Annotated in this window: 15 protein-coding genes; 6 read left to right on the forward strand and 9 right to left on the reverse strand. The window is 62.4% G+C overall.

The window, feature by feature from the left end; genetic code table 11:
• Position 1: 1 nt before the first annotated feature.
• Positions 2 to 1,756, reverse strand: coding sequence for an adenylate/guanylate cyclase domain-containing protein (locus AC4FWB_RS15760; RefSeq protein ID WP_491027106.1), 1,755 nt, complete (start codon positions 1,754 to 1,756; stop codon positions 2 to 4).
• 239 nt (positions 1,757 to 1,995) lie between these two features.
• On the opposite strand from AC4FWB_RS15760, the gene AC4FWB_RS15765 reads away from it, so the two are divergent.
• On the forward strand, positions 1,996 to 5,295 hold the full coding sequence (locus AC4FWB_RS15765) for an ATP-binding protein (RefSeq protein WP_491027107.1): 3,300 nt from the start codon (positions 1,996 to 1,998) through the stop codon (positions 5,293 to 5,295).
• A gap of 18 nt (positions 5,296 to 5,313) precedes the next feature.
• A complete protein-coding gene (locus tag AC4FWB_RS15770) occupies positions 5,314 to 5,994 on the forward strand; it encodes a redoxin domain-containing protein (RefSeq protein ID WP_491027109.1) in 681 nt (226 codons plus the stop codon).
• A 142-nt stretch (positions 5,995 to 6,136) separates the two neighbouring features.
• Here the strand turns inward: AC4FWB_RS15770 and AC4FWB_RS15775 are convergent, their stop codons facing one another.
• Positions 6,137 to 9,067 (reverse strand): trifunctional glycosyltransferase/class I SAM-dependent methyltransferase/polysaccharide deacetylase, encoded by a 2,931-nt coding sequence (locus AC4FWB_RS15775; protein ID WP_491027110.1) that lies wholly within the window; start codon positions 9,065 to 9,067, stop codon positions 6,137 to 6,139.
• 758 nt (positions 9,068 to 9,825) lie between these two features.
• On the opposite strand from AC4FWB_RS15775, the gene AC4FWB_RS15780 reads away from it, so the two are divergent.
• Genes AC4FWB_RS15780 through AC4FWB_RS15795 form a run of 4 tightly spaced genes read left to right on the forward strand, consistent with a single transcriptional unit; the run spans position 9,826 to position 14,738 of the window.
• Positions 9,826 to 10,491, forward strand: coding sequence for a hypothetical protein (locus tag AC4FWB_RS15780; protein ID WP_491027111.1), 666 nt, complete (start codon positions 9,826 to 9,828; stop codon positions 10,489 to 10,491).
• Between the two features lie 7 nt (positions 10,492 to 10,498).
• Complete coding sequence (locus AC4FWB_RS15785; RefSeq protein ID WP_491027112.1) at positions 10,499 to 13,156, forward strand: OmpA family protein; 2,658 nt, start codon at positions 10,499 to 10,501, stop codon at positions 13,154 to 13,156.
• Positions 13,157 to 13,169: 13 nt separating this feature from the next.
• A complete protein-coding gene (locus AC4FWB_RS15790) occupies positions 13,170 to 13,664 on the forward strand; it encodes a Rab family GTPase (protein ID WP_491027113.1) in 495 nt (164 codons plus the stop codon).
• 3 nt (positions 13,665 to 13,667) lie between these two features.
• Positions 13,668 to 14,738, forward strand: coding sequence for an adenylate/guanylate cyclase domain-containing protein (locus AC4FWB_RS15795; RefSeq protein WP_491027114.1), 1,071 nt, complete (start codon positions 13,668 to 13,670; stop codon positions 14,736 to 14,738).
• A 107-nt stretch (positions 14,739 to 14,845) separates the two neighbouring features.
• On the opposite strand, the gene nadC is transcribed toward AC4FWB_RS15795, so the two are convergent.
• From nadC to bioD, 7 genes are all read right to left on the reverse strand, one after another.
• Positions 14,846 to 15,703 (reverse strand): carboxylating nicotinate-nucleotide diphosphorylase, encoded by an 858-nt coding sequence (nadC, locus tag AC4FWB_RS15800; RefSeq protein ID WP_491027115.1) that lies wholly within the window; start codon positions 15,701 to 15,703, stop codon positions 14,846 to 14,848.
• Complete coding sequence (locus AC4FWB_RS15805; RefSeq protein ID WP_491027116.1) at positions 15,700 to 17,244, reverse strand: L-aspartate oxidase; 1,545 nt, start codon at positions 17,242 to 17,244, stop codon at positions 15,700 to 15,702. Before AC4FWB_RS15805 ends, nadC begins: the two co-directional genes overlap by 4 nt.
• Positions 17,241 to 18,215, reverse strand: a complete 975-nt coding sequence (nadA, locus tag AC4FWB_RS15810; protein ID WP_491027117.1) for a quinolinate synthase NadA — start codon at positions 18,213 to 18,215, stop codon at positions 17,241 to 17,243. Before nadA ends, AC4FWB_RS15805 begins: the two co-directional genes overlap by 4 nt.
• A gap of 66 nt (positions 18,216 to 18,281) precedes the next feature.
• A complete protein-coding gene (locus tag AC4FWB_RS15815; RefSeq protein WP_491027118.1) occupies positions 18,282 to 19,247 on the reverse strand; it encodes an NUDIX hydrolase in 966 nt (321 codons plus the stop codon).
• Positions 19,248 to 19,394: 147 nt separating this feature from the next.
• Positions 19,395 to 20,378, reverse strand: coding sequence for a 3-oxopimeloyl-[acyl-carrier-protein] synthase BioZ (gene bioZ, locus AC4FWB_RS15820; protein WP_491027119.1), 984 nt, complete (start codon positions 20,376 to 20,378; stop codon positions 19,395 to 19,397).
• Positions 20,375 to 21,640 carry an adenosylmethionine--8-amino-7-oxononanoate transaminase gene (locus AC4FWB_RS15825; protein WP_491027120.1) on the reverse strand — a complete coding sequence of 422 codons (1,266 nt, stop codon included), beginning with the start codon at positions 21,638 to 21,640 and terminating at the stop codon, positions 20,375 to 20,377. The genes bioZ and AC4FWB_RS15825 overlap by 4 nt, the downstream gene beginning before the upstream one ends.
• On the reverse strand, positions 21,640 to 22,275 hold the full coding sequence (bioD, locus tag AC4FWB_RS15830) for a dethiobiotin synthase (protein WP_491027122.1): 636 nt from the start codon (positions 22,273 to 22,275) through the stop codon (positions 21,640 to 21,642). Before bioD ends, AC4FWB_RS15825 begins: the two co-directional genes overlap by 1 nt.
• Between the last annotated feature and the right edge of the window lies 1 nt (position 22,276).

Genomic DNA, 22,276 nt, shown 5'->3' on the forward strand with positions numbered 1-22,276 from the left:
GTCATTGCACGATACCGGCGTTGCGGAGCCCGTCCACCATGAGTTCGAAATCGGCAGGGTTCTTGTAGGGCAAGACCTTGCGACGGTATTCCAGCGAATAGTCGGGATTGACGCGAAGCACCTCCTGCCATGCCGTGCGGGCCTCGGCGAAACGGCCCAGATGGCCGTAGCTGGCGGCCAGGAGCGCGCGAGAGACGTCGGTAACAGCGTTGCGAGCCAGCCGTTGCATCAAGAGGTCGACGGCCTCTTCGTACCTTCCCAGTTGAAACAAGGCCAAAGCCTGGAAGTGCAGAAGCACATCCGGAAAGTATGGATTCAAGGTCTTCCCCCGGCCGAAACTTTCGAGGGCCTCCTCGGATCTGCCCGAATAGTGCAGCGCCTCGCCGAGGATGACGTGCCCTTCGGCGAAGTTCGGATTGAGGACTATCGCGCGCTCGGCCTCGTCGATGGCCCCATCGTGCCGTCGTGTATAAAGCTTGACGATAGCCAGCGCCCAGTGCGCCCAGGGATCGCTGTCATCCAGCGCCACCGCTCGTGTTGCGGCCTCTTCCGCTTGCGCCATCGATTCCGGCGGCGACGCACCCCACCTGTTCAGGTAATCGAGCCCGTGCGTGAGGGCGAGGAAGGCGTGGGCAGAGGCAAAGCCCGGGTCCTGTTCGATGGCACGTTGCAAGAGGTCGCGGGCTGCGACGTTCGCCTCCTTCGTCAGCCGGTACCACAGCTCCCGGCCCCGCAGGAAACAGTCATACGCCTCCATGTTGCGTGGGCGCTCGGGCGCCAGCCGCTGACGGTCACCCTCAGTCAGATTGAGCGCCAGCGCAGCGACGATCCGCTGCGTCACGTCGTCCTGCACGGCGAATATGTCGGTCAGGTCGCGATCGAACCGCTCCGCCCAAAGATGGCCGCCCGAGGTTGCATCGATGAGCTGCGCGGTGATGCGCACCCTGTTCCCCGATTTGCGTACGCTGCCCTCAAGCACATGCCGCACGCCGAGTTTCGTGCCCACCTCCTGCACGCGGACGTTCTGGCCCTTGAAGGTGAACGACGAATTGCGTGCGATGACGAAGAGCTGCGACAGCTTGGACAGCGCGGTGATGATGTCTTCAGAGATGCCGTCGGCGAAGTAATCCTGTTCGGCGTCACCGCTCATGTTGGCGAACGGCAGGACGGCGATCGACAGTCTCGGCGGTGCTGCCGTCGCGGTTTCCGGGGGCGCGGCCGCCTTGGTCCCGGCGCCGACTTGCAGCGAATAGACCCGGATCGGCTCGGCGATGTTCTTGAGCTGTGTGCTGCCGAGATCGCTGACCGAGAGGTCGAGCCTGGCCTTGACCTGGCGATAGGCATCCTCGGACAGGCAGATGGCGCCGGGCGCCGCGACGCCCTCCAGACGCGAGGCGATGTTGACGCCGTCGCCCATCAGGTCGCCGTCGCTTTCTTCGACCACATCCCCCAGATGGATGCCGATCCTGAACTCGATGCGGCGGTCCTGCGGCACGCCGGCATTGCGCTCGATCATACCGTTTTGAACCTCAACGGCGCAGCGCACGGCATCCACCACACTGCGGAACTCAACCAGCGCCCCATCCCCGGTGCGCTTGATCACCCGCCCATGATGCACTTCGATGGTCGGATCGATCAGGTCGCTGCGCAGCGCCCGCAATCTCGCCAAAGTACGATCTTCGTCCGCGCCCGCGAGCCGGCTGTATCCGACCACATCGGCGGCCAGGATTGCGACCAGCTTACGATTCTCGCTCATGGGTGCGTCACCTCATCCCCACGATAGCAGGAGACGCAGGGTAAGAGGGAAATTTCGCAAACGACGGCCAAGCAGCCGCCCAAATCGGCAGCGCTCTGCCGCCGGACCCGCATGGATCGCTCGATGCCCATTTTGCGCTGCCGCTTGCTGGTCGACGGTTATGGGTTCATCCTTGTGAATATTGCGGCCGAGAAGTGCGTGGCGAGATGACGCCGTCACGGCCCAAGTGAGGTTGATCCATGGACTGCTCGGGCTGCGGTTTCGAGGTTGAGGGCGGTTACGCTTTCTGTCCGAAGTGTGGCAGGCGCCAGCCCGTGCCATGCGCCAACTGCGGCTACCTCTGCGCACCTGATTTCGAGTTCTGTCCGAAATGTGGGGCAAGCGTCGGTGCGCCCGCAAAAGCCGTCGAACGGCCCGCTCCGACACCAAGCCGGACCATTGTGCCGCCTTCTCGTACTCCGTCGCTGCTTCCGACCATCGAAAGCGAAGAAGGGCTGCATCCCGTCTCTGACGCCGATCGCCGGACGGTGACGGTCCTGTTCGCCGACCTTTGCGGCTTCACGACACTCAGCGAGCAGCTCGACCCCGAGGTCATGCAAGCGCTGCAGAACGAACTGTTCAAGGAATTGACGGCGGCCGTGCGAAGCTTTGGTGGTTTCGTCGACAAGTTCATCGGCGATGCACTGCTCGCTTTGTTCGGTGCGCCGGTCGCGCATGAGGACGATCCGGAACGTGCGCTTCGCGCCGCTCTCGACATGATCACCCGGACGGCGCGGCTCGGCGAAAACGCCCCCCACTCCGGATCGCCTCTGTTGCTCCACATCGGCATAAACACTGGTCCCGTCGTCACTGGCGGATTGGGCATCGGCACCGCCAAATCCTATTCCGTGACCGGCGACACGGTGAATACGGCGCAACGCCTGCAATCGCTGGCCGCACCGGGTGAGGTGCTGGTCGGCGAGCTCACTCACAGGCTGACCCGGCATGCCTTCTCTTACGAGCCGCTGGGTGATGTCGTGCTTCGCGGCAAGGCCGGCAGTGTTCTCGTCCATCGACTGGAGGCCCCGCTTGCGGCGCCGCGCGCAGCGCGCGGACTCGAGGCGCTCGGCCTCAGCGCACCGATGATAGGTCGTGGTGCGGAGCTCCAGAGAATGCTGGCGAGCCTTGACCAGGCGTGCAGCGGCTCGGCCCAACTTGTCCGCCTCGTCGGAGAAGCCGGTATCGGCAAATCGCGGCTGGTGAAGGAGTTCGTCGCCCGCGTCGGCGACGAGGATCGTTTTCGCAATGTCGCCGTGCGGCAGGCCACGTGCTCGCCATTGGGCGAGCAATCATTTGGCGCCTTGGGCGCAGTGGTGCGCAGCGCTGCCGGGATGATGCAAAACGACAATGGGGACGAAATGCGGGGGAAGCTCGCAGCCTTGCTTGCCGATCTCGGCCTGCAGGGCGAGGAGGCGCGGCGGCTGATGCCTTTGCTCTACCATGTGCTTGGCCTTGGCGACCCCGATGCCACCTTGCAGCATGTCGAGCCCGAGCAGCTGCGGCGGCAAATTCTCTACGCAGTCCGCACAATCGTCGAACGGCGGCTCGCGTTGTCGCCGCTGTTGATTGTCGTCGAAGACCTGCACTGGGCCGACGCCGTTTCGCTCGAGGCGCTACGATTCGTGATGGACAGGTTGGAACGCACGCGGTTGATGGTGCTGGTCACGCATCGGCCGGCGCCGGACAGTGGCCAGCTCGACTCAAGTCGGGTCAGTCACACGGCGCTCAGGCTTTCACCGCTCAACAGCGGTGACGGACGCAGCCTGCTGGCGGCGCTTTTCGGCGAGAACTGGGTAAAGTCCGCAGGAAAGCTTCCCGACCAGATCCTCGAGCGCGCGGGCGGCAACCCCCTTTTTATAGAGGAGATCGTTCGCGGCCTTATCGATCGCGGTGTACTGACGCGCGAGGGCCAGCGGTGGCGCACCGTGGCAGGCGATATCGCAACCGGCATTCCCGCCACGATCCAGGCAATGCTGCTTGCTCGCGTCGACCGGCTGCCCCAGGAGGTGCGCCGGTTGGCCCAGGAGGCCGCGGTGATCGGCCCGCGCTTCGATGCCGCACTTCTGAGAGCCGTGACAGCCGACCCCGGCCGGCTGGAAGCCGGCTGCGAGCTGCTTTGCGATGCCGAAATCATCGAGGAAGTCGCTGGATCAGGCTCGGTCTCGTCGCAAAGCTACCGCTTTACGCAAACATTGCTGCAGGACGTGATCTACCAGAATCTGCTCCTGCAACGCCGGACCGATATCCACGGGCGGGTCGGTGCCGCCTTGGAGCAATTGTACGGCGACAAGCCGGAGCGGCTCGAGGATTTGACCGTGCTCGGTCATCATTTCGCAGAGAGCGCCGAGCGGGAAAAGGGAGCGCAGTACCTGCAGGCGGCGGGCGATCGCGCGCGCATGATATACGCCAACGACGACGCCCTTCGTTTCTACGAGCGAGCATTGACCGCGTTGAGCGCGACCGGGCAAACGCCGCTCAAACTGGCAATCGCAGAGCGCATTGCCGATTTGAGCGGCCCGGTAGGCCGCCGCGAGATCGCGCACCACCACTACGAGACGGTGTTGCAGGCACACCGCGAGGCAGCCGATCGTGTCGCTGCGGCGCGGGTTTTGCGCAAGATCGGTCGGCTGCTCTGGGACGTCGGCAAGCGGGACGACGCAGAATCCCGCTACGCCGAAGCGGCAGCGCTCCTCGATGGAGCGGATGCCCCGATCGAGCAGGCGCATCTGTGGCAGGAACGTGGCCGACAGGCGTTCCGTAGCGGAGATCACGCTCTCGCGGCAAAATGGGCAGACGCGGCGCTGGATGGCGTACGCGCTCTGACAACGGAGCATGTCTCCGAGGTAGGGCGTGATGCCACTCTTGTGACCGCCGAGGCGCTCAACACCAAGGCTGTCGCGCTGGCTCGCCTTGGGCGCGACCTTGAAGCGGTGCGTCAGGTTGAGCGTAGCATTGAATTGGCCGAAGACGCCGGTCTGCTGGGCGCGGCCTGCCGCGGCTACACCAATCTCGGCGTGCTTTACACGACCATCAATCCGGCACAGGCCATAGAGGTCTGTCGGCGCGGTCTTGAAGTGGCGCGCCGTATTGGTGATTTGGGTTTCCAGGCGCGCCTCCTCGCCAATCTGGCGGTCGCTTGTTGTACCTTCACGGATCGCTGCCCAACGGAGGGCGTGCCTGCTGCCGAGAAGGCCATCGAGATCGACCGGGCGCTCGACCAGCGCGAGCACCTGCCGGTGCCATTGATCGTGCTTGGGCAGATCCACCAGTGCAACGGCCGTCCGGAACTGGCGGTTGGCTTGTTCCACGAAGCACTGGACGTGGCCCGCGAAACGGGCGAGCCCCAACTGCTGTTTCCGTGCTATGATGGTCTGGCAACGCTTAATCTCGACCTCGACAATCTGGCCGAGGCCGAACGCTACTTTTCCCTGGCGCAGGGTATATGCGCCCAGCACGGGCTCGACCCGGAAGCGCTTGTGGTGCTGCCTTTTCTCGACTAGCCGGGCGGGAGGTTGAAAATGTCCGCGCATATTGACTTGATGCCGCTTCAACCGGGCGACCGTGCGCCGAACGTGGTGCTCGACGCCATTACCCAGGAAGGCAAGATCGCGCTTGACGACTTTCGCGGACAAAAACCGGTTCTGGTCGGCCTGTTTCGAGGTCTGCATTGTGCGTTTTGCCGGCGCCATATCGCCGCCCAGGCGCGGCTTGATCCGGAGCTGCGCGAAAAGGGCGTGCAGAGCCTGACGGTGGTCAACACGCCGATCGAACGGGCGCGTCTCTATTTCCGCTACCACCCGATGCCGAATCTGCTTGCGGCCTCCGACCCTGAGCGCGCTTCACATCGTGCCTTTGGACTGCCCAATCTCGAATTCACCCAAGACGAGACGATCTGGCCGTACAAGGTCTCGATGGCAGCGGTGAAGGAGATGCGGATCGACATGCCAAGCGAGTTGCCCGGTCCCATGGATCCTTTTGCGGCCAGCGAATTCCTCGACAAGAAGGACAATTACGAAGTGACCGAAGTCGACGAGCAGATGATGGCAACGGGACACGGACAACTGATAGGTCAGTTCCTGCTGGACCGGCAGGGGATCGTCCGCTGGAGCTTCACGGAGGTTCCAGAGGGCGGGCGACACATGTTTGAGGCGGCAAACCCGCAGGAGTTGATGTCAGCCGTGTCCCAAGTCACCCAATAGACTTGCGAACGAGGTGACGGGCGGGACACGGAAGGAAAAGCGGGTCACAAATCTAGACGCGGCCTCGGCGAGCCGGAATATACGGTCCCGGCAATGACCCGCACGCTCGTGCCAGCTCGCACCCGGCCGACAAGTTCATCGTTCATTCGAGCACGGCCTCGACACGGGCAACAAAGTCGTCGAGCGAGCGATCCCCGCGAATCTCGATGCGCGGAAGGTCGATGGGATCGCAATCGAGGTCCGCCGGCCCATGTTTGCCGCCGAAGCCGATCCGATAGCCGCACTCCTTGGCCAGCCGGCCAAGCCGTCGATCAGTGACGGAGAAGGGTGCCGCGAACGCCGTGGTCGGCCGACCGGTCCACCGTTCGATGAACATACGGGAGCGCAGGAGCTCGGCGGCCAAGTCAGAACTCGACAGACCATCGATCGCGCGATGCGTCGCCAGATGGCTTCCGAAGAACGCACCTTCGCCGGCGAGGCGTCGCACTGTCCCGGCGTCCATAAGCTGCGTCGGCGGACCGCTGTCGGCGTCCCACTGTGCACTTTCACCCACCAGGTCCGTTACCAGGAACACTTCCGCGGTCAGGTCGTTCGCGCGCAAGATCGGCCAGGCATGGTCGGCAAAATTCTGGAAGCCGTCATCGAAGGTGATGAGCACCGGGCGGCCAGCGAAAGGTTGGCGGTTGGCGATGGACCATTCCAGCTGCTCGGACATGACCGCGTGAAAGCCATTGGCGCGCAGCCATTTCATCTGGCCTTCGAATGCGGCGGGCGTGAGCCGAAAACGGGCGAGGGCTGCCGGACCGTCGTCGGAGACACCGTGATACATGAGGACCGGGATACGCTGCCGCCGCTCGCTGCGTGCGACGTCGCGGCGCAAGGCCCGTGCCCCGCCCCAGACGATATTTCGCGCGACTCCAATACCGATGAGCGCGCGGATCGGCACATGATCAATCACCGGTTCCGCCACCACGTCGTCTGGCGACAGGCGGCGGAAGCGGTCGATGCGATAGAGCTCGGTCTGGATCGATTGCTCGAGGACGAGGCCTTCGGTCGCAGCCAGCGTCTGCGAGATCGCTTGTGCACCGAAAGTGTTCCAGTCGAAGCCCGTCCTTTCGACATTGTCACGGAGCACGAATGCGTGTGCGCTGACGAAACTGCCGCCAGGCGCCAACGCCGCAACAAATTTTTTGGCGATGCGACGCAACTCATCGAGATCATCCAGGTAGTAGAGCACTTCCGAACAGACGATCAGATCCATCTCGCCCGGAAGCGTGTCCGCGGAGAAATCCAGTACGCCGAACTCGACATTCGGCTGATCGCTGCATCGCGCGCGCGCCCGCCCAACGGCTACGCCGGAGATGTCGGTTGCGGTCAAATGGCCCACCCGCGGCGCCAGCTGCCGCGTGAAGTGACCCTCCGCGCAGGCCAGCTCAAGCGCCTGTTCGATGCGACCGGCAGGCAGAATTTCGAGCTGCCGCTCATACTTTTCCTGCTCATAGGGCGAACGATAGTTCCAGGGATCCTCGGTCGCGAAACGGCGATTCCAGAACGACGTACGATCATTGCCCTGCCCATCCGCGGCTCGTGCACGGCGCGGCACTGCAAAACGCTCTGCAGGTTCGGCGCTCGACCGAACCAGCCGCCGCGCCTCCGCGGCCAATCGCGCGAGTTTGCCGAAGTGGCTGTCCCGATCAGGCCAGCGTTCCGCTATGGACAACGATGCCTTGGCTGCAAACTTGTTTAACCTGTCGGCGCCGGCACCCGTTTGCGGTGCAAGCCGCTCAGGGGGCACGAAATTCAGGGCCAACTCAATCCAATGACGCTTTGTCACTTTCCCGAGTACGCCGAACTGCACGCGAGCCTCGATCTGGCCATCCATCATCAGATGGGCATAAATTCGATCGATTCCCTCCGGAAGTTCGGTCGGGGCCGGGTTTCGAGCGTCGACGCGAATTCCGAGTGTCCGCGCCAGCCTGCGCGGCGCGGCAAGGTCGTCGAAGTCAAGAAGCATTTGCTCAAGGTGATACTGGACGCGGCGACCCGCGACGGGATCGTTCCAGACTTTGCCGAGTTCAACGATCAACTCGGTAATGGAGCCGCCAAACCTGTCCCACCTGGCAGCCAATTGGGCTGGCGCCGACAGGCTTCCTGCCATAAGGCCATCGAAGGCCACCTTGGCGATCTCACGCGCCCACTTACGTCCTGCCGGGAGCGCGCGCAGGGACCACGGGTCGATCGAGCGCGGGCCGCGGCCGCAATCCGACGCGGCGTTCCACAACGCGAACCACGCGAGTGCCTCGGAAGCGGTGCCGCCATTCGCCTCGATCGCTCCATTGGCGTGAGCCGATGCCGGGTGTTTGACCCTGGGGTCACGAGAAAAGCCGCAGGCGATCACGATTTCCGCATCTGCCAGCATCTGCGTCGAATTGCGGGAGAGCGAGTTAGGGCTGATCCGATGGAAAGCGAGCGGCTCGTCGACCATCACCCAATTTTTGCCTAGCCGTGCGAGGCGTTGCCACAGATCCCAGTCCTCGCAGGTGCGCAGCGACACATCGAAACCGCCCAACTCGACAATCGTCTCCCGGTCGACCAGCAGCGCGTGAGTGCGAACGGCGCACTGGCGAGCGAAAGTTTCGAAGGGCTGGATCGCAACCTCCGTTGAGATGCTCGACGGGATGAGTTCGCCATCGGGCATCACGCGCCGAGAACCGCAATAGGCGGCCATCGCATCGGGAGCGGCTTTCAGTGCGGCCAGCATTTTCGCAAGGAAGCTGGCGTCCACCCAATCGTCAGCGTCCAGAAACATGAGCCATTGGCCGCGCGCTGTCGAAATCCCGCTATTGCGCGCGCCGGCGGCGCTATGCGCGCAAGAGCTCAACGTCCGAAATCGGGCATCGCGCTCCACATAACCGGCGATGATCGCGGGGGTGCGATCCGTGGAGGCGTCATCGACGACGATCGCCTCCCAATCCAATATTTCCTGATCGAGAAGGCAATCGAGCGCGCGCGCCAGCGTTGCTTCGGCATTGCGCGCCAGAACCACGATTGAAACCAAGGGATTGTGCGCCACGCCGTCTTACCCGCGCCTGGTTCGAAGGTAGAACGAGGATCCCGAAACACCTACGGTAGCATTGTCCTCGATCATCGAGCTTCCGTTTTCTTCGGCAAGAGTCGGCGGATGTCAAAACGGATCACGGCATCGGACGGCAGCACTGCCCTGTCAAGATCGGGACGAATTAGAGGCAGGCAAGAAGGACTTGAAGACAGGCTCGAATGGCAAGCGCTCAAGCCTGGCATGTGCCGCATGGCAGTCATTTCTAAGGTCCTGTCGATACATCGAAAGTAGACATCGCTAATGCAAGGGTCGCAGGCGGCCTTGCGCCAATAACAGCCGTTGCCCCTGCATTCTCGAACGGCCATTCTCCATCCGGAAGAAGACCTTTCTTTCGATGTTGGGCCCGCGTTGGGAGGTGACGGTTACAGTATGCAGGCCGGTGCTATAAAGTATCTACGTATCTAGATAATCGAATTGCAGTTAATCTAAAGATAATGCGAAATTTATTTACCAATCAGTAGATATATCCTCATAATACTACTTTCGTTGGTAGATTACAACGAATGACCAATTGGATTAGCTGGCTATTTCCGCCATAAAAATGAGATGCAAGGGGGCATCAATCGGATCTCGTGTATTGGTTGCTAGTCCAAGGGTCGAACAAGGATCGCGCGAATCAACTCAAGTCAAGAGGATTCCAGCTTGCGGGTCGGGTATTTGTCTGACATAATTTCTCGTTTCCGAGTTTTGCACTGGGCAATTGGGGCATAGTGATGGCTAAGGAATCTTCGAGTGCCGCTTCTTCAGCAAACAAAGCGGACGCAAATCTGATAGGGAATGCAGAGGGAAACGGACTGAACTTCATGGCGGGTCAAGCTCGCGAGAGCGGGGCCCCTGGCGACGCTGTAGGTGTCGACAAGATACGTGATCTGCTGTTCGGCAACCAGATGCAGGACTATGACCGCCGCTTTTCCAAGCTTGAAGAACGGGTCTTGCAGCGCTTCAAGGATGTCGAATCCGAGGCCAAGCGCAATCTTGAAACGTACGAGTCAAATGCGAAGAAGCAGGTTGATTCGCTTGCGACGCAATTGCGGCACGAAAAGGATGCGCGGGCCGAGGCCGACAAGGAGATTGACCGGAACCTTCGCGAGCAAAATCAGGCACTTGAAAAGCAGGTGCGCGCGTTGTCGGATCAATTGAGTGAGCTTGAGCGCGAAGTTGCGGACCGGATAAATCGAAACGATCATTTGCTGCGTGAGGAAATCAAGCACAAGAACGAAAGCGTTCAGATGCTGATAGAGAAAGTGTTTTCCGATCTCAGCAACGTCAAGACCGACCGAAATCTTTTGGCTGGCCTGTTTGTCGAGGTCGCAAAATGCCTGAATCAGGATCCCGTCGGCAGCAAGGGCAACTCGGAGCGTAATTGGAAAGTGAGTTGATCGGAACTTGACGTCGACCGTCGACCCAATCAGCCTTCCTCAAAGAGCTTCGAACGATACCGAGATTGATCGCGAGGCTCTCGCTCGCCTTTTGATCGAAATTGCCCGGAACGTTGATCCGGATCATCGTGCGCGTCTCGACGGCGTTCCAACCGCCGATCCTCGCATGGAAACGCTGCGCCAGTTGCTAGTCGGCCGCGAAATTTCGGAGCTTTCACGAGTTTCGCACCTGCTCGACGAACCCGAGCAGCTTGCGGCTGCGGTGGGGAGCGTTCTCCCCGATGCGGCCGCACTTGCTTCTCGTGCGCAACTCGGCGAGGCCCTTGCGCCGGCTGTCGAAAGGGCTGCGCAACGGTCCATCCAGAAGGACCCAAGCACGCTGACGGATATATTATATCCGGTGTTTCTGCCGGCTATTCGCAAGTCGATCGGCGAAAAAATCGACCAGACCTTTCAGTCGTTGAATGAATCTTTAAGACACATATTTACCTGGCATGGACTTAAGTGGAGATTTGAAGCCTGGAGAACGGGAGCAAGCTTTTCGGAAGTTGTCCTTAATCATTCTCTTGTCTATCGGGTGGAGCATGCCTTTCTCATTCACCGCGCCTCCGGGCTTTTGATTGCGCATGTAACGGCCGAAAACGCAACGAGCGAAGATCCGCAACTAATTTCTTCGATGCTTAGCGCAATTCAAGATTTTGTAAGGGACTCATTTAACGAGAAAGAACAGAGCGGCCTGGACACTATCCGTTTCGGGGAGCTTCGTCTCTGGTCGGAAGTTGGACCGTTTGCGACCTTGGTTGCGGTGATCCGGGGAAATCCGCCGGAGGAACTGCATGAGATAATTCGCGATGCATTGCTTCGCATCCATGAAGATTGCTCACAGGCTTTAGAGCAGTTTGACGGCGACAGTTCGCAGTTGGTCGGCGTAGAGACGCGGTTGCAGACCTGTGTTGAACTGAAGCATGAGGAAGCAAACCAGGGATTTCCGTGGCTGGTGGTGGCTGCAGTCCTGCTGGTTTTGATTCCGGCAGGCGGTTGGTTCTTTCTTTCCTGGCAATCCGGGCAGCGCTGGCAGGCCTATGTGTCGCGACTGGAGACCCAGCCGGGCATCATCGTTGCCGAACAAAAGGTGCGCGGTGGCCAATTCTATATTGCCGGCCTGAGAGACCCGCTTGCCGCCGACCCGCAGTCGCTGTTGTCCGGAACTGAGGTCGATCCCGCCAGCGTTCATTCGCAGTGGCAATTCTATCAGAGTCTCGAGCCGGAGTTCGTGTTGAAGCGGCTGACGGCGTCGCTGGCGCCGCCGGAATCGGTGCGACTCTCGGTCGTCGACAACCGCATCGTTGCCGAGGGCGAGGCCACCGCCGCGTGGATCAACCGGGCGCGGGCCGCCGCCCAGCAACTTTCGGCGGGGGGGCCGGCATTCGATGTCGCCGGGGTCCGCGAAGTGACGAGCCCGGAAGAACGCGAGGCGGGACGCTGGCAGGCTTATGTGTCGCGGCTGGGGACCCAGCCGGGCATCATCGTTGCCGAACAAAAGATACGCGACGGCCAATTCTATATTGCCGGCCTGAGAGACCCGCTTGCCGCCGACCCGCAGTCGCTGTTGTCCAGAACTGAGGTCGATCCCGCCCGCGTTCATTCGCAGTGGCAATTCTATCAGAGCCTCGAGCCGGAGTTCGTATTGAAGCGGCTGACGGCGTCGCTGTATCCGCCGGATACAGTACGACTTTCGATTGTCAATGGTCACATCGTTGCCGAGGGTGAGGCTCCCGACACCTGGATAGATCGGGCGCGCGCAGCGGCCCGACAGCTTTCGGCAGGCGGACCGGAATTCGACATCTCCATGGTTCATGATGTGAGCCCCGAAGCACGCGCGGCGGAGCATTGGCAGTATTATGTGTCGCGACTTGAGGCCCAACCGGGAATCATCGTTGCCCAACAAACGGCGAGGGGCGGACACTTCTACATTTCGGGCCTGAGAGACCCGCTTGCCACCGACCCGCAAGCTTTGCTGTCCGGAACGGAGGTTGATCCTGCCCGCGTTCATTCACAGTGGCAATTCTATCAGAGCCTTGATCCGAAGTTCGTGGTGAAGCGGCTGACGGCGTCGCTGACCCCGCCGAAATCGGTTCGGCTTTCGATCATCCAGGGTCGCATCGTTGTCGTGGGTGAGGCTCCTGCCGCCTGGATCAACCGGGCGCAGGCCGCCGCCGAACAACTTTCGGCGGACGGAGTGGTTCTGGATGTCTCGCAGCTGCGTGAGCTGAACCTTGCAGAACTTAACTATTTGAGAGAGGCCATCCAGGCGACCGATATTTTCTTCTCTTCCGGCAAAGTTGTGCCGGGATCAGAGCAGACGCCGGTGCTCGACAGATTGGCGGATCAGCTGAAGGAATTCGCCCAAAGTGCCCGCAAGTCAGGCGTAACGGCGCGGTTCATGTTAACCGGCCATTCGGACTCCACGGGCCGTGAGACGGCCAACGCGTCGATCAGCGCCGCCCGCGCCGAGACAGTTCGTGCGCTTCTCAACAAGCGCGGCGTCGCTCCGGAATTGCTGCTGGTTCGGGGCGCGGGCACCTTCGAGCCGGTAGTGCCCGAAAATAGTCGAACGGGGAGCTCCACTAATCGCCGGGTCTCGATTACTGTGAACCTGGAGTAGTGCGGAGCCCGGAATGCTGCAAAAAAAGATCTGCATGTTGGGCGGGTTCGCTGTCGGAAAGACGAGCCTGGTACGCAGGTTTGTCCAAAGCATCTTCTCGGAAAACTACCTGACGACGGTAGGCGTGAAAATCGACAAGAAGAGTGTCGTGCTCCCGGACAAAACCGTGGATCTGATTTTGTGGGATTTGGCCGGCGAAGACGATATCGGCTCATTCCGCGTCAGTTATGTGCGAGGTGCGACCGGGCTGGTGCTTGTCGTCGATGGAACCCGGCCCGCTACTCTTGCCGTGGCGCTCACGCTGCGCGAGCGGGCCGAGGCCGAATTCGGCGCCATGCCGTTCGTATTGCTGTTCAACAAATCCGATCTGGCCGACCGGTGGGCGATATCGGATGGTGAGATCGACGAACTGAAGCAACGTGGGTGGCAAATCTATCTGACAAGCGCGCTTTCGGGCGAACATGTCGACGATGCGTTTCATCAGCTTGCTTCGATGGTCGCCAAGTAGACCATGCCCAGGTTGCCGAAAGAAGTCAGAAGCTGGATATACGATTTCTTCTATAATGAGCGCTCTGCCGCATATCTGAAAATTGACGCCCGGCAATGCATAGCCGCGAAGGGCGGCAACGTTGAACATTACGGACTCTCGTCACTTCGCGTTGGCAAGCCTGTTGCCGATCAGCTTGAATTCATGGAAGGGCTGCTGCCTTGCCCGGAGCTGCCATATCATATGCCCATGATGGAGCTGCCCGGCGGGCGTGTCGCGAACCTTCACCTCTTTGGCGACGGCGGCTCGGTGTGGCTGCTCTTTCTCGACGCCACTCCCGAGCGCGACAACCAGCAGCGGCTTCAACAGAAGGCCTATGAAATGACGCTCCTGCAGGAGAGGGAGCGTCAACTCAATGCGAAGCTGCAATCGACGAACGAGGCATTGAAGGAGAGCCAGGAGGGTCTATCGCGCGAATACCGGCGCGCCGAATCCCTGCTCCTCAACATTCTTCCCGCGTCGATCGCGGAGCGGCTGAAAGCGGACGAGCAAATTGCAGACAACCACGCTGAGGTCAGTGTGCTTTTTGCCGACATCGTCGGTTTTACGGAAAGAGCGCGGAGCGTCGGAGCCGTGACGACGCTCGCTATTTTGAATTACTTCTTCAAGGCGGCGGATCTGCTCTCGGAACAACATGGCTGCGAAAAGATCAAGACCATCGGCGATTGCGTGATGGCGGTCGCTGGCCTGCCCACCGCGCGATCCGATCATGCAGAAGCCCTTGCGCACTATGCACTAGAGCTGCGGGAGGCGGCCAGGCGCGAGCGCTTTGCAGGCGAACCGCTAAGTCTCAGAATTGGAATTCACTCCGGACCGATCGTGGCGGGCGTCATAGGCAAAAGGCGGTTTGTCTATGACCTGTGGGGCGACACCGTCAATCTCGCCGCGCGCATTCAAAAGGCTGCCGAGCCCGATGAAATCCGTATTTCGGATGCAACTCACAAACTGCTTGGACCAAATTTTGGCTGCGACCCACTCGCGGAAACGGAGTTGCGCGGTACCGGTCGTGTGCGAATGTGGCGGCTCCTGGCCTGATGCCGCTTGGCCGTGCCGACCCTGGAGCGCACTGCATCTCAAGCTAGAGCATGTCTCCCGAAAGTGGGAACCGGTTTCGGGACGGACCGCGTCGAGAGGAGTCGCGTTCAGAGTTCCGGGTAGTCGAGCCCGATATCGAGGATCGGCGCGCTGTGTGTCAGCCAGCCGATGGAGATCAGGTCGACGCCGGTCGCGGCGATCATCGGCGCAGTCTCTGGCGTGATCCTGCCCGACGCCTCGGTGATCGCCCGGCCGGCAACCAATTTAACCGCCTGCCCCAGTTCGTCGGTCGACATGTTGTCAAGCAGGACGGCATCCGGGGCAAGCGCCAGGGCTTCGTCCAGCTGGGCCAGCGTGTCGACCTCAACTTCGATCTTGACGAGATGGCCGGCGCCGGTCCGCGCCCGTCCGATCGCCGGGCGGATTCCGCCGGCGATGGCGATGTGGTTGTCCTTGATCAGGATCGCGTCGTCGAGGCCGAAACGGTGATTGGAGCCCCCGCCGGCGCGCACGGCGTATTTTTCGAGCGCGCGCAATCCGGGTGTCGTCTTGCGCGTGCAGACGATTTGCGCCTTGTGCCCGCGAACGGCCTTCACGATCGATGCCGTCGCCGTGGCGATGCCGCTGAGATGGCACAGGAAATTGAGCGCCGTCCGCTCGGCCGTGAGAATGGCCCGTGCCGGGCCGCTCACCGATGCGATGACCTGACCTTGCGCGACCTCGCTGCCGTCAGGCGTGTGCACGACCACGTCCACATCCTGGTCGAGCAGCCGGAAGGCGAGCCTTGCGATATCGAGCCCGGCGACAGTTCCGCTCTGACGCGCCGCAAGGACGGTCGTGGCTCGGCAGTCCTTCGGAACGATAGCGTCCGTGGTCAGGTCGCCCGCCCGGCCGAGATCTTCGAAAAGAGCCGTCCGCACCAGCGCTTCGAACATGATTTCGGGAAGGGACGAGAGGTTTTTCATAGGGCCTCTTCAAGCCTCGGGGCGTGGTGGAGCTCACGCGCTGCCGCCAAGGCGGCGTCGAGCGTCATTCTGGAGCGTCGGGCGACGGCTGCATGTCCAGGAAAATCCGTGCGGAAGTGAGCGCCCCGGCTTTCCTGGCGCTGCAATGCCGCAATCGCAATCATCAGCCCGACCGCGGCGGGATCGGATGCCGCGTCGTTCCGCTGCGCCATCGGCAGCAAAGCGCTCGCCGCCGCCTTCAGCGCTTCGCCATCCCGCGCGACGCCGAGCGCGCGCGACAGGAGAGGGCGCGCAGGCCTTGGGTCGGGCGCGGCCCGGTCAGTTGCCGCGAACGGTGTTCGAAGGATGGTGTCGCACGAACCGGCCACGCTCTCGGCGACCCAGCGCGCGCAGACGACCCCTTCGGTCAGCGAGTTGCTGGCGAGCCGGTTGGCGCCGTGCAGCCCTGTCGAGGCGACTTCTCCGCACGCCCAAAGTCCAGGGACCGATGTGCGTCCTGCCAAGTCTACCGCGATACCGCCCATGTGGTAGTGCTGGGCCGGCCGGATGGGAATGAGGTCTTGCGCCGGATCAACGCCGGCGGCGCGGCAGGCGGATGCGATCGTTGGAAAACGCCGCGCGAATGCCGGGCCGGGCTTTTGGCGTGCGTCGAGGAAGACCTGATGGCCGCCTGCCAGATGTCTCCAGACTGCGCGCGCAACGATGTCGCGTGGCGCGAGTTCGGCGCCCGGCACGCCATCGAGGAAGCGCCGGCCTGTCTGATCGACGAGGATTGCCCCTTCGCCGCGAACCGCCTCGCTGACGAGCGGCATCGGACGGTCCGGTCCGTCGAGCGCGGTCGGGTGGAACTGAATGAATTCCATGTCGGCCAGAACGGCGCCTGCGCGTGCGGCGAGCGCCAGGCCCTGCCCAAAGCTGCCAAGCGGATTTGTCGAGTCATGGAAAAGTCCGCCGATACCGCCCGTGGCGAGGACGACCCGCCCTGTGGTGAGCAGCACCGGACCAGTTCTTGAACTGGCCTGCACACCGACGATCCAGCCATCCGCCACGGCCAGCCGGCGCGCCTCGACACCCTCAAGGACCGTTATCGTCGGGGTGGACCGCACGGCGGCCACAAGTCCGCGCATGACTTCCCGGCCGCTGCCGTCGCCGCTGGCATGAACGATGCGCCGGCAGCTATGGGCTGCCTCGAGACCTAGACGCAATGCTCCTTCGGGCGTGCGGTCGAAGCGAACTCCGAGCCGCGCCAAGTTTTCGATCGCGGACGGGGCGGCGTAAACGATGCGCCGAACGGCCTCCGCATCGCAAAGGCCATCGCCGGCGGCAAGCGTGTCGGCAAGATGGAGCGCCGGGTCGTCGTCACCGCCCAGGGCGGCGGCAAGCCCGCCTTGCGCCCATGCGCTGGAGGCATCCGCGCCAAGCGGCGAGCGCGACAGAAGAACCACCGGCTCGGGCGCCAGATGGAGTGCCGTCATCAGCCCGGCAATGCCGCCGCCGACGATAATCGGCCGGCCGGCGAGGTCGTGGACATCCAGGATCATACCGCCAGCATCCGTTCCACGGCGAGCCGCGCGCGGCTGGCCACTTCGTCAGCGATGGTCACGACATGGCGGTTCTGCTCCAGCGCCGCGCGGATGTTGGCGAGCGTGATGCGCTTCATGTGCGGACAGAGATTGCAGGGCCGAACGAAGTCGACCTCGGGATGCTCGACGGCGACGTTGTCGCTCATCGAACATTCGGTCATCAGCACGACGCGAGCCGGCTTGTGCCGTCCGACATAGTCGGACATCGCCGCCGTCGAACCCGCGAAATCCGCTTCCGCGACAACCTCCGGCGGGCACTCGGGATGGGCAAGCACCGTGACGCCGGGATGCGCCTCGCGCAGCTCGCGGATGTCGGCGGGCGTGAAGCGCTCATGCACTTCGCAGTGCCCCTTCCAGGCGATGATCTCGATCTTTGTCTGAGCCGCAATGTTTCGTGCCAGATATTCGTCGGGCAGCATGATGACCCGCGGCGCTCCCAGCGATTCCACCACCGCCAGCGCATTGCCAGACGTGCAACAGATGTCGGACTCGGCCTTCACGGCGGCCGAGGTGTTGACGTAGGTCACGACCGGCACGCCCGGATGGCGCTGCCGCATCAGGCGTACGTCCGAAGCCGTGATCGAGTCGGCCAGCGAGCAGCCCGCGTCCAGATCCGGAATGAGCACGGTCTTGTCGGGATTGAGCAGCTTGGCTGTCTCGGCCATGAAATGCACGCCGGCGAGCACGATGAGGTCTGCATCGACCGTGATTGCCTTGCGGGCCAGTGCCAGGCTGTCGCCGACGATGTCGGCCACGCAGTGGAAGATTTCCGGCGTCTGATAGTTGTGCGCCAGGATGACGGCGTTGCGCTCGCGCTTCAGCGCCAGGATAGCGTCGATGTCGTCGGTGAAGGCTGGCCATTCGATCGGCGGGATCACCCGCCGGACGCGATCATAGAGGGACGCGGCGGTCGAAAGCGAAACAGGCATCGGCGCTCCAATTATTCTCAATATGAGTATAATTGACGCATATACTCACTGTGAGAATAAAGGTTGTCAAGCCCGCGACAGCGGCAATTTCGTCCCCGCCACCGCCCGTTCGTCGAGAACGGCATGACGGAAGCGGAAAAGCTTGGCCGGCCGTCCGACCGTGTCGGCTGCCGTCTCTCCCGCTTCCTCGACCAGCTCCTGCTGTTCGATCAGGCGCCGGAAGTTCGGCTTGTGGACCAGCCTCCCGGCGAGCGCTTCCACGGTCCGCTGCAGCTGAAGCAGGGTGAAGACAGGCGGCATCAGCTCGAACACGACAGGCCGGTATTTGATCTTGGAGCGCAATCTGGCGATGCCGGTTGCCAGGATGCGCCGGTGATCCCCCGCCATCGACGGACCAGGGACCAATTGCTCGTCACTGCCCGCACCGCGATGCGCTTCCCCGACCAGTGCTGCCTCATAAAGCAGCTCGTAGCGTTGCAGCACCAGCTCCTCGTTCCAGCCGTGACCCTCAAGGCCGAAGGCAATGCCCATCCGCTGCCGGCGTTCGCCACGCATCGAGAGATTGTCCGCGGCGTCCGCCCAGGCGTTCAGCCGCGGGACGATCACCTGGTGCAATGCGGGCGGGACGCCGTGGCGTTGATCCTCCCACGGAAAGTAATCATACCAATCGCGCCATGTCGCCTTGCCGGCGGGCTCGGACTGTTCCTCTCGGGTGAGCGCGAGGTAGCTGATCGAAATGATCCGTTGCGACGCGTCGCCCACGCGGTCTCGGTCGGCGAAGGTATAGAGCTGCTCGATGTAGCCAAGGGGATGCCGAGTCTGCTGCTCGACCCAGTCCCTCAGGCCGGACTGCAACGAACGATGCGTAAGTTCGAACGGACCGGACGGCAGGGCCTTGCCACTATCGATGGTCATCACGCGCGGTTGACCATTTGTCACCGCGACCAGAACCGCGATCAGTTCCGCTGCAATGGAATGCCGCTGACCTTCTTTCTCCGGCTGTTGCGTCGTTGATAACACCCTGTCTTGCATCTCGTCTCAGTGAACCCTAGGCCCCAAGAGTGCAGGCGAACCGGATAGTTCCAGGAGATCAAGGTGAGTTGTACATCAGCGCTGCAGTTGCGCAACATATGTGACACCTTCCAGCCCTTCTGATTGTATTGATCGCGACTTTCAATTCTAGGCGCCGACCACAAGCGCCCCGCCGCTGAGCCCGGCGCCAGCCGCCGCCAGGAGCAGTTTCTCGCCGGGCCGGAACGGCTCGGCCTGATTGGCGAGCGATAGGGAGAGCGGAATCGTCGCGGCCGACGAGTTGCCGTATTCGGCGATCGTCTTGACGATTGCATGATCGGGAATGCCGAGGTTTCTACCGACCGCGTCGAAAATGCGGGCATTGGCCTGATGCGGCACGAAGCGGCTGATGTCTTGCGGTTTCAGTCGGGCCGCGCCCAGCGCCTCCTGCGAGCAGGCGGTCATCATCTCCACCGCCTTGCTGAACACTTCGCGGCCGTCGATGATCGTCATCCGGGTTTGTTCGATATCGAGACCATCGTGGAACGGTCTGTTGCTGCCGCCGGCCGGAATCTGGATCAGCCCGTAGCGCGAACCGTCCGAGTCGACCGAAGCGCCAAGGATGCCGCGATCGGCATCCTCGCACGGGCCGATCACGACTGCGCCGGCGGCATCGGCGAACAGCACGGCGCTGGCGCGTTCGGTCGGGTTGATGCGCCGGCTCAAAATGTTGGCGGCAATGACAAGGGCCGGTCTGCCGTGCAGGTGGGTGAATCCATCGGCGAACATCAGCGCATAGATGAAGCCGGCGCAGGCGCCGGTCAGATCGATCGCCCCGGCGCGGCCAAGTCTAAGCCGATGCGCAACCAGCGGCGCGCTGGGTGGCAGAAGATGGTCGGGGGTCGAGGTGGCCAGCAACAGCAGGCCGATGTCGCTCCGATCGATACCGGCATTCGCCAGCGCCATGTCGCCGGCCTGAGCGGCAAGGCCAGACAGGGTATCGTCGTCCGTTGCCCAGAAGCGCGACCGAATTCCGGTGCGCCGTTCGATCCAGCCCGGCTCAAGGCCGAGATTGTTCTCGATCTCGGCATTCGCAACCTTGCGCCCAGGCGCACAATGGCCAAGCCCGAGGATGCACGATGACCTGTTCATGGCCTCGAGCCGAAGCGTTCGCCGGCCTCCTCGATGGCGTCATAAAGCCGGTCGAGCTCGTCGCCGGTGATGCAATAGGGCGGAAGCAGATAGAGGACGTTGCCGAGCGGGCGTATGAGCAGTCCCTGCTCAAGGAAGAATGCCCGCAGCTTCGGCCCGATCTCGGCCAGATAGCCGCCAGAGCCTGTGCGCAGATCGAGCGCCGCGATCGTGCCGGTCATCCGGCAGTCGCTGAAGCAGGGATTTCCTCGAAAACGCTGAAGACCAGCGGCATGCAGCGCGCTCAAGGCCGTGATCCGCTCGGCGACCGGCTCGTCTTGCCAGATTTCGACATTGGCGAGTGCGGCCGCGCAAGCAATCGGGTTGGCGGTGTAGGAGCTCGAATGAAAGAAGGTCTTTTTCCGGTCCGTCGAATAATGGGCCTGGAAGATGGCGTCGGTCGCGAGCGTCGCGGCGAGCGGAATGGTGCCGCCGGTCAGACCCTTCGAGGTGCAGAGGATGTCGGGCGAGATGTTCGCCTGCTCGCAGGCGAACATGGTTCCGGTCCGTCCCCAGCCGGTCATCACCTCATCTGCGATCATTAGCGTGCCGGAGGTTTCCGCGATCTTCTTCAATTCGGCCACAACCCAGGCCGGATACATCAGCATGCCGCCGGCGCCGAGCACCAGCGGCTCGACAATCAGCGCGGCTGCGTGCCGGTCACGAGAAACTGCCTCGAACCGATCCAGCGTTTCCTGCTCGCGGCCGGGAGCGGGGAAGGGGATGGTATCCACCTCGAACAGCAGCGGCTCATAGGCGGCGTTGAACACGCCGCGGGCACCGACGCTCATCGTGCCGATCGTGTCGCCATGGTAGCTGTGCTCCATGACGACGATGCGCGAACGTGGCGAGCCGATGTTGCGGAAATAGCCGAGCGCCATCTTCAGCGCGACCTCGACCGAGGTCGAGCCGCTGTCGGAATAAAACACCCGGTCGAGTCCCGGCGGCGCAAGGTCGACAAGCGCGCTGGCGAGGCGTTCCGCCGGCTCGTGTGTGAAGCCCGCGAAGATGATCTGGTCAAGGCTCGCGGCAGTCGTCTCGATGGCCTTGATGATGCGGGGATGGCGGTGGCCATGGGTGACGACCCACCAGGAGGAGATGGCGTCGAGGATGCGCGTGCCGCCGGCCTTGTGGAGATAGGCGCCTTCCGTCCGGACGATTTCGGGGATCGCCGGCTCGAGCGCATGCTGGGTGAATGGGTGCCAGACGCGGGATTGCGACATCATTGACCCCGTGCAATCGGCGCGAGGTCGAAGCCGGCGATCATCGCTTCTCGCAACGTTTGTGGCGTCAACGGATCAAGGTAAGGCAGCCTGCCGAGTTGCCGCACATTGCCGAACTCCGCGATCGTGCTTTGGCTGTCCGCCATTTCCTCGCCGATGAAGGCGACCCCAATGAGGGGAACGGAGCGGGCCCGCAGGGCTTCGATCGACAAAAGCGTATGGTTGATAGTACCGAGCGCGGTGCGCGCGCAAAGAATGACGGGCAGTTGCCACTGCTCGAACACATCGATGAACCGCATCCGTCGGTTGAGCGGCACCATCAGGCCGCCGGCGCCCTCGATGACCAGCGGACCCGGCACGGCGGGAACGGCAAGGTTCGCCACCTCGATCGAGACCCCGTCGATTTCGGCCGAACGATGCGGCGACAACGGGCTCTTCAACCGGTAGGTTTCGGGCAGGACGCGTCCCGGCGGTAGACCGGACAACCGGGCAACGACATCGCTGTCGGTCTCACCGTCGAGGCCCGATTGCACCGGTTTCCAATAGAAGCCGTCGAGCAGGCCGGCGAGCCCGGCCGAAAACACCGTCTTGCCGATGCCGGTGTCCGTTCCGGTGATGACGATGCCTCTGATCATG

Source organism: Mesorhizobium sp. LEGMi-168a (assembly GCF_058312955.1).

What these genes read in the sequence shown, in the direction of transcription:
- AC4FWB_RS15760 (WP_491027106.1), bottom strand. Translation starts at nt 1,756, where the DNA reads ATGAGCGAGAATCGTAAGCTGGTCGCAATCCTGGCCGCCGATGTGGTC.
- AC4FWB_RS15765 (WP_491027107.1), top strand. Translation starts at nt 1,996, where the DNA reads ATGGACTGCTCGGGCTGCGGTTTCGAGGTTGAGGGCGGTTACGCTTTC.
- AC4FWB_RS15770 (WP_491027109.1), top strand. Translation starts at nt 5,314, where the DNA reads ATGTCCGCGCATATTGACTTGATGCCGCTTCAACCGGGCGACCGTGCG.
- AC4FWB_RS15780 (WP_491027111.1), top strand. Translation starts at nt 9,826, where the DNA reads ATGGCTAAGGAATCTTCGAGTGCCGCTTCTTCAGCAAACAAAGCGGAC.
- AC4FWB_RS15790 (WP_491027113.1), top strand. Translation starts at nt 13,170, where the DNA reads ATGCTGCAAAAAAAGATCTGCATGTTGGGCGGGTTCGCTGTCGGAAAG.
- AC4FWB_RS15795 (WP_491027114.1), top strand. Translation starts at nt 13,668, where the DNA reads ATGCCCAGGTTGCCGAAAGAAGTCAGAAGCTGGATATACGATTTCTTC.
- nadC (WP_491027115.1), bottom strand. Translation starts at nt 15,703, where the DNA reads ATGAAAAACCTCTCGTCCCTTCCCGAAATCATGTTCGAAGCGCTGGTG.
- AC4FWB_RS15805 (WP_491027116.1), bottom strand. Translation starts at nt 17,244, where the DNA reads ATGATCCTGGATGTCCACGACCTCGCCGGCCGGCCGATTATCGTCGGC.
- nadA (WP_491027117.1), bottom strand. Translation starts at nt 18,215, where the DNA reads ATGCCTGTTTCGCTTTCGACCGCCGCGTCCCTCTATGATCGCGTCCGG.
- AC4FWB_RS15815 (WP_491027118.1), bottom strand. Translation starts at nt 19,247, where the DNA reads ATGCAAGACAGGGTGTTATCAACGACGCAACAGCCGGAGAAAGAAGGT.
- bioZ (WP_491027119.1), bottom strand. Translation starts at nt 20,378, where the DNA reads ATGAACAGGTCATCGTGCATCCTCGGGCTTGGCCATTGTGCGCCTGGG.
- AC4FWB_RS15825 (WP_491027120.1), bottom strand. Translation starts at nt 21,640, where the DNA reads ATGTCGCAATCCCGCGTCTGGCACCCATTCACCCAGCATGCGCTCGAG.
- bioD (WP_491027122.1), bottom strand. Translation starts at nt 22,275, where the DNA reads ATGATCAGAGGCATCGTCATCACCGGAACGGACACCGGCATCGGCAAG.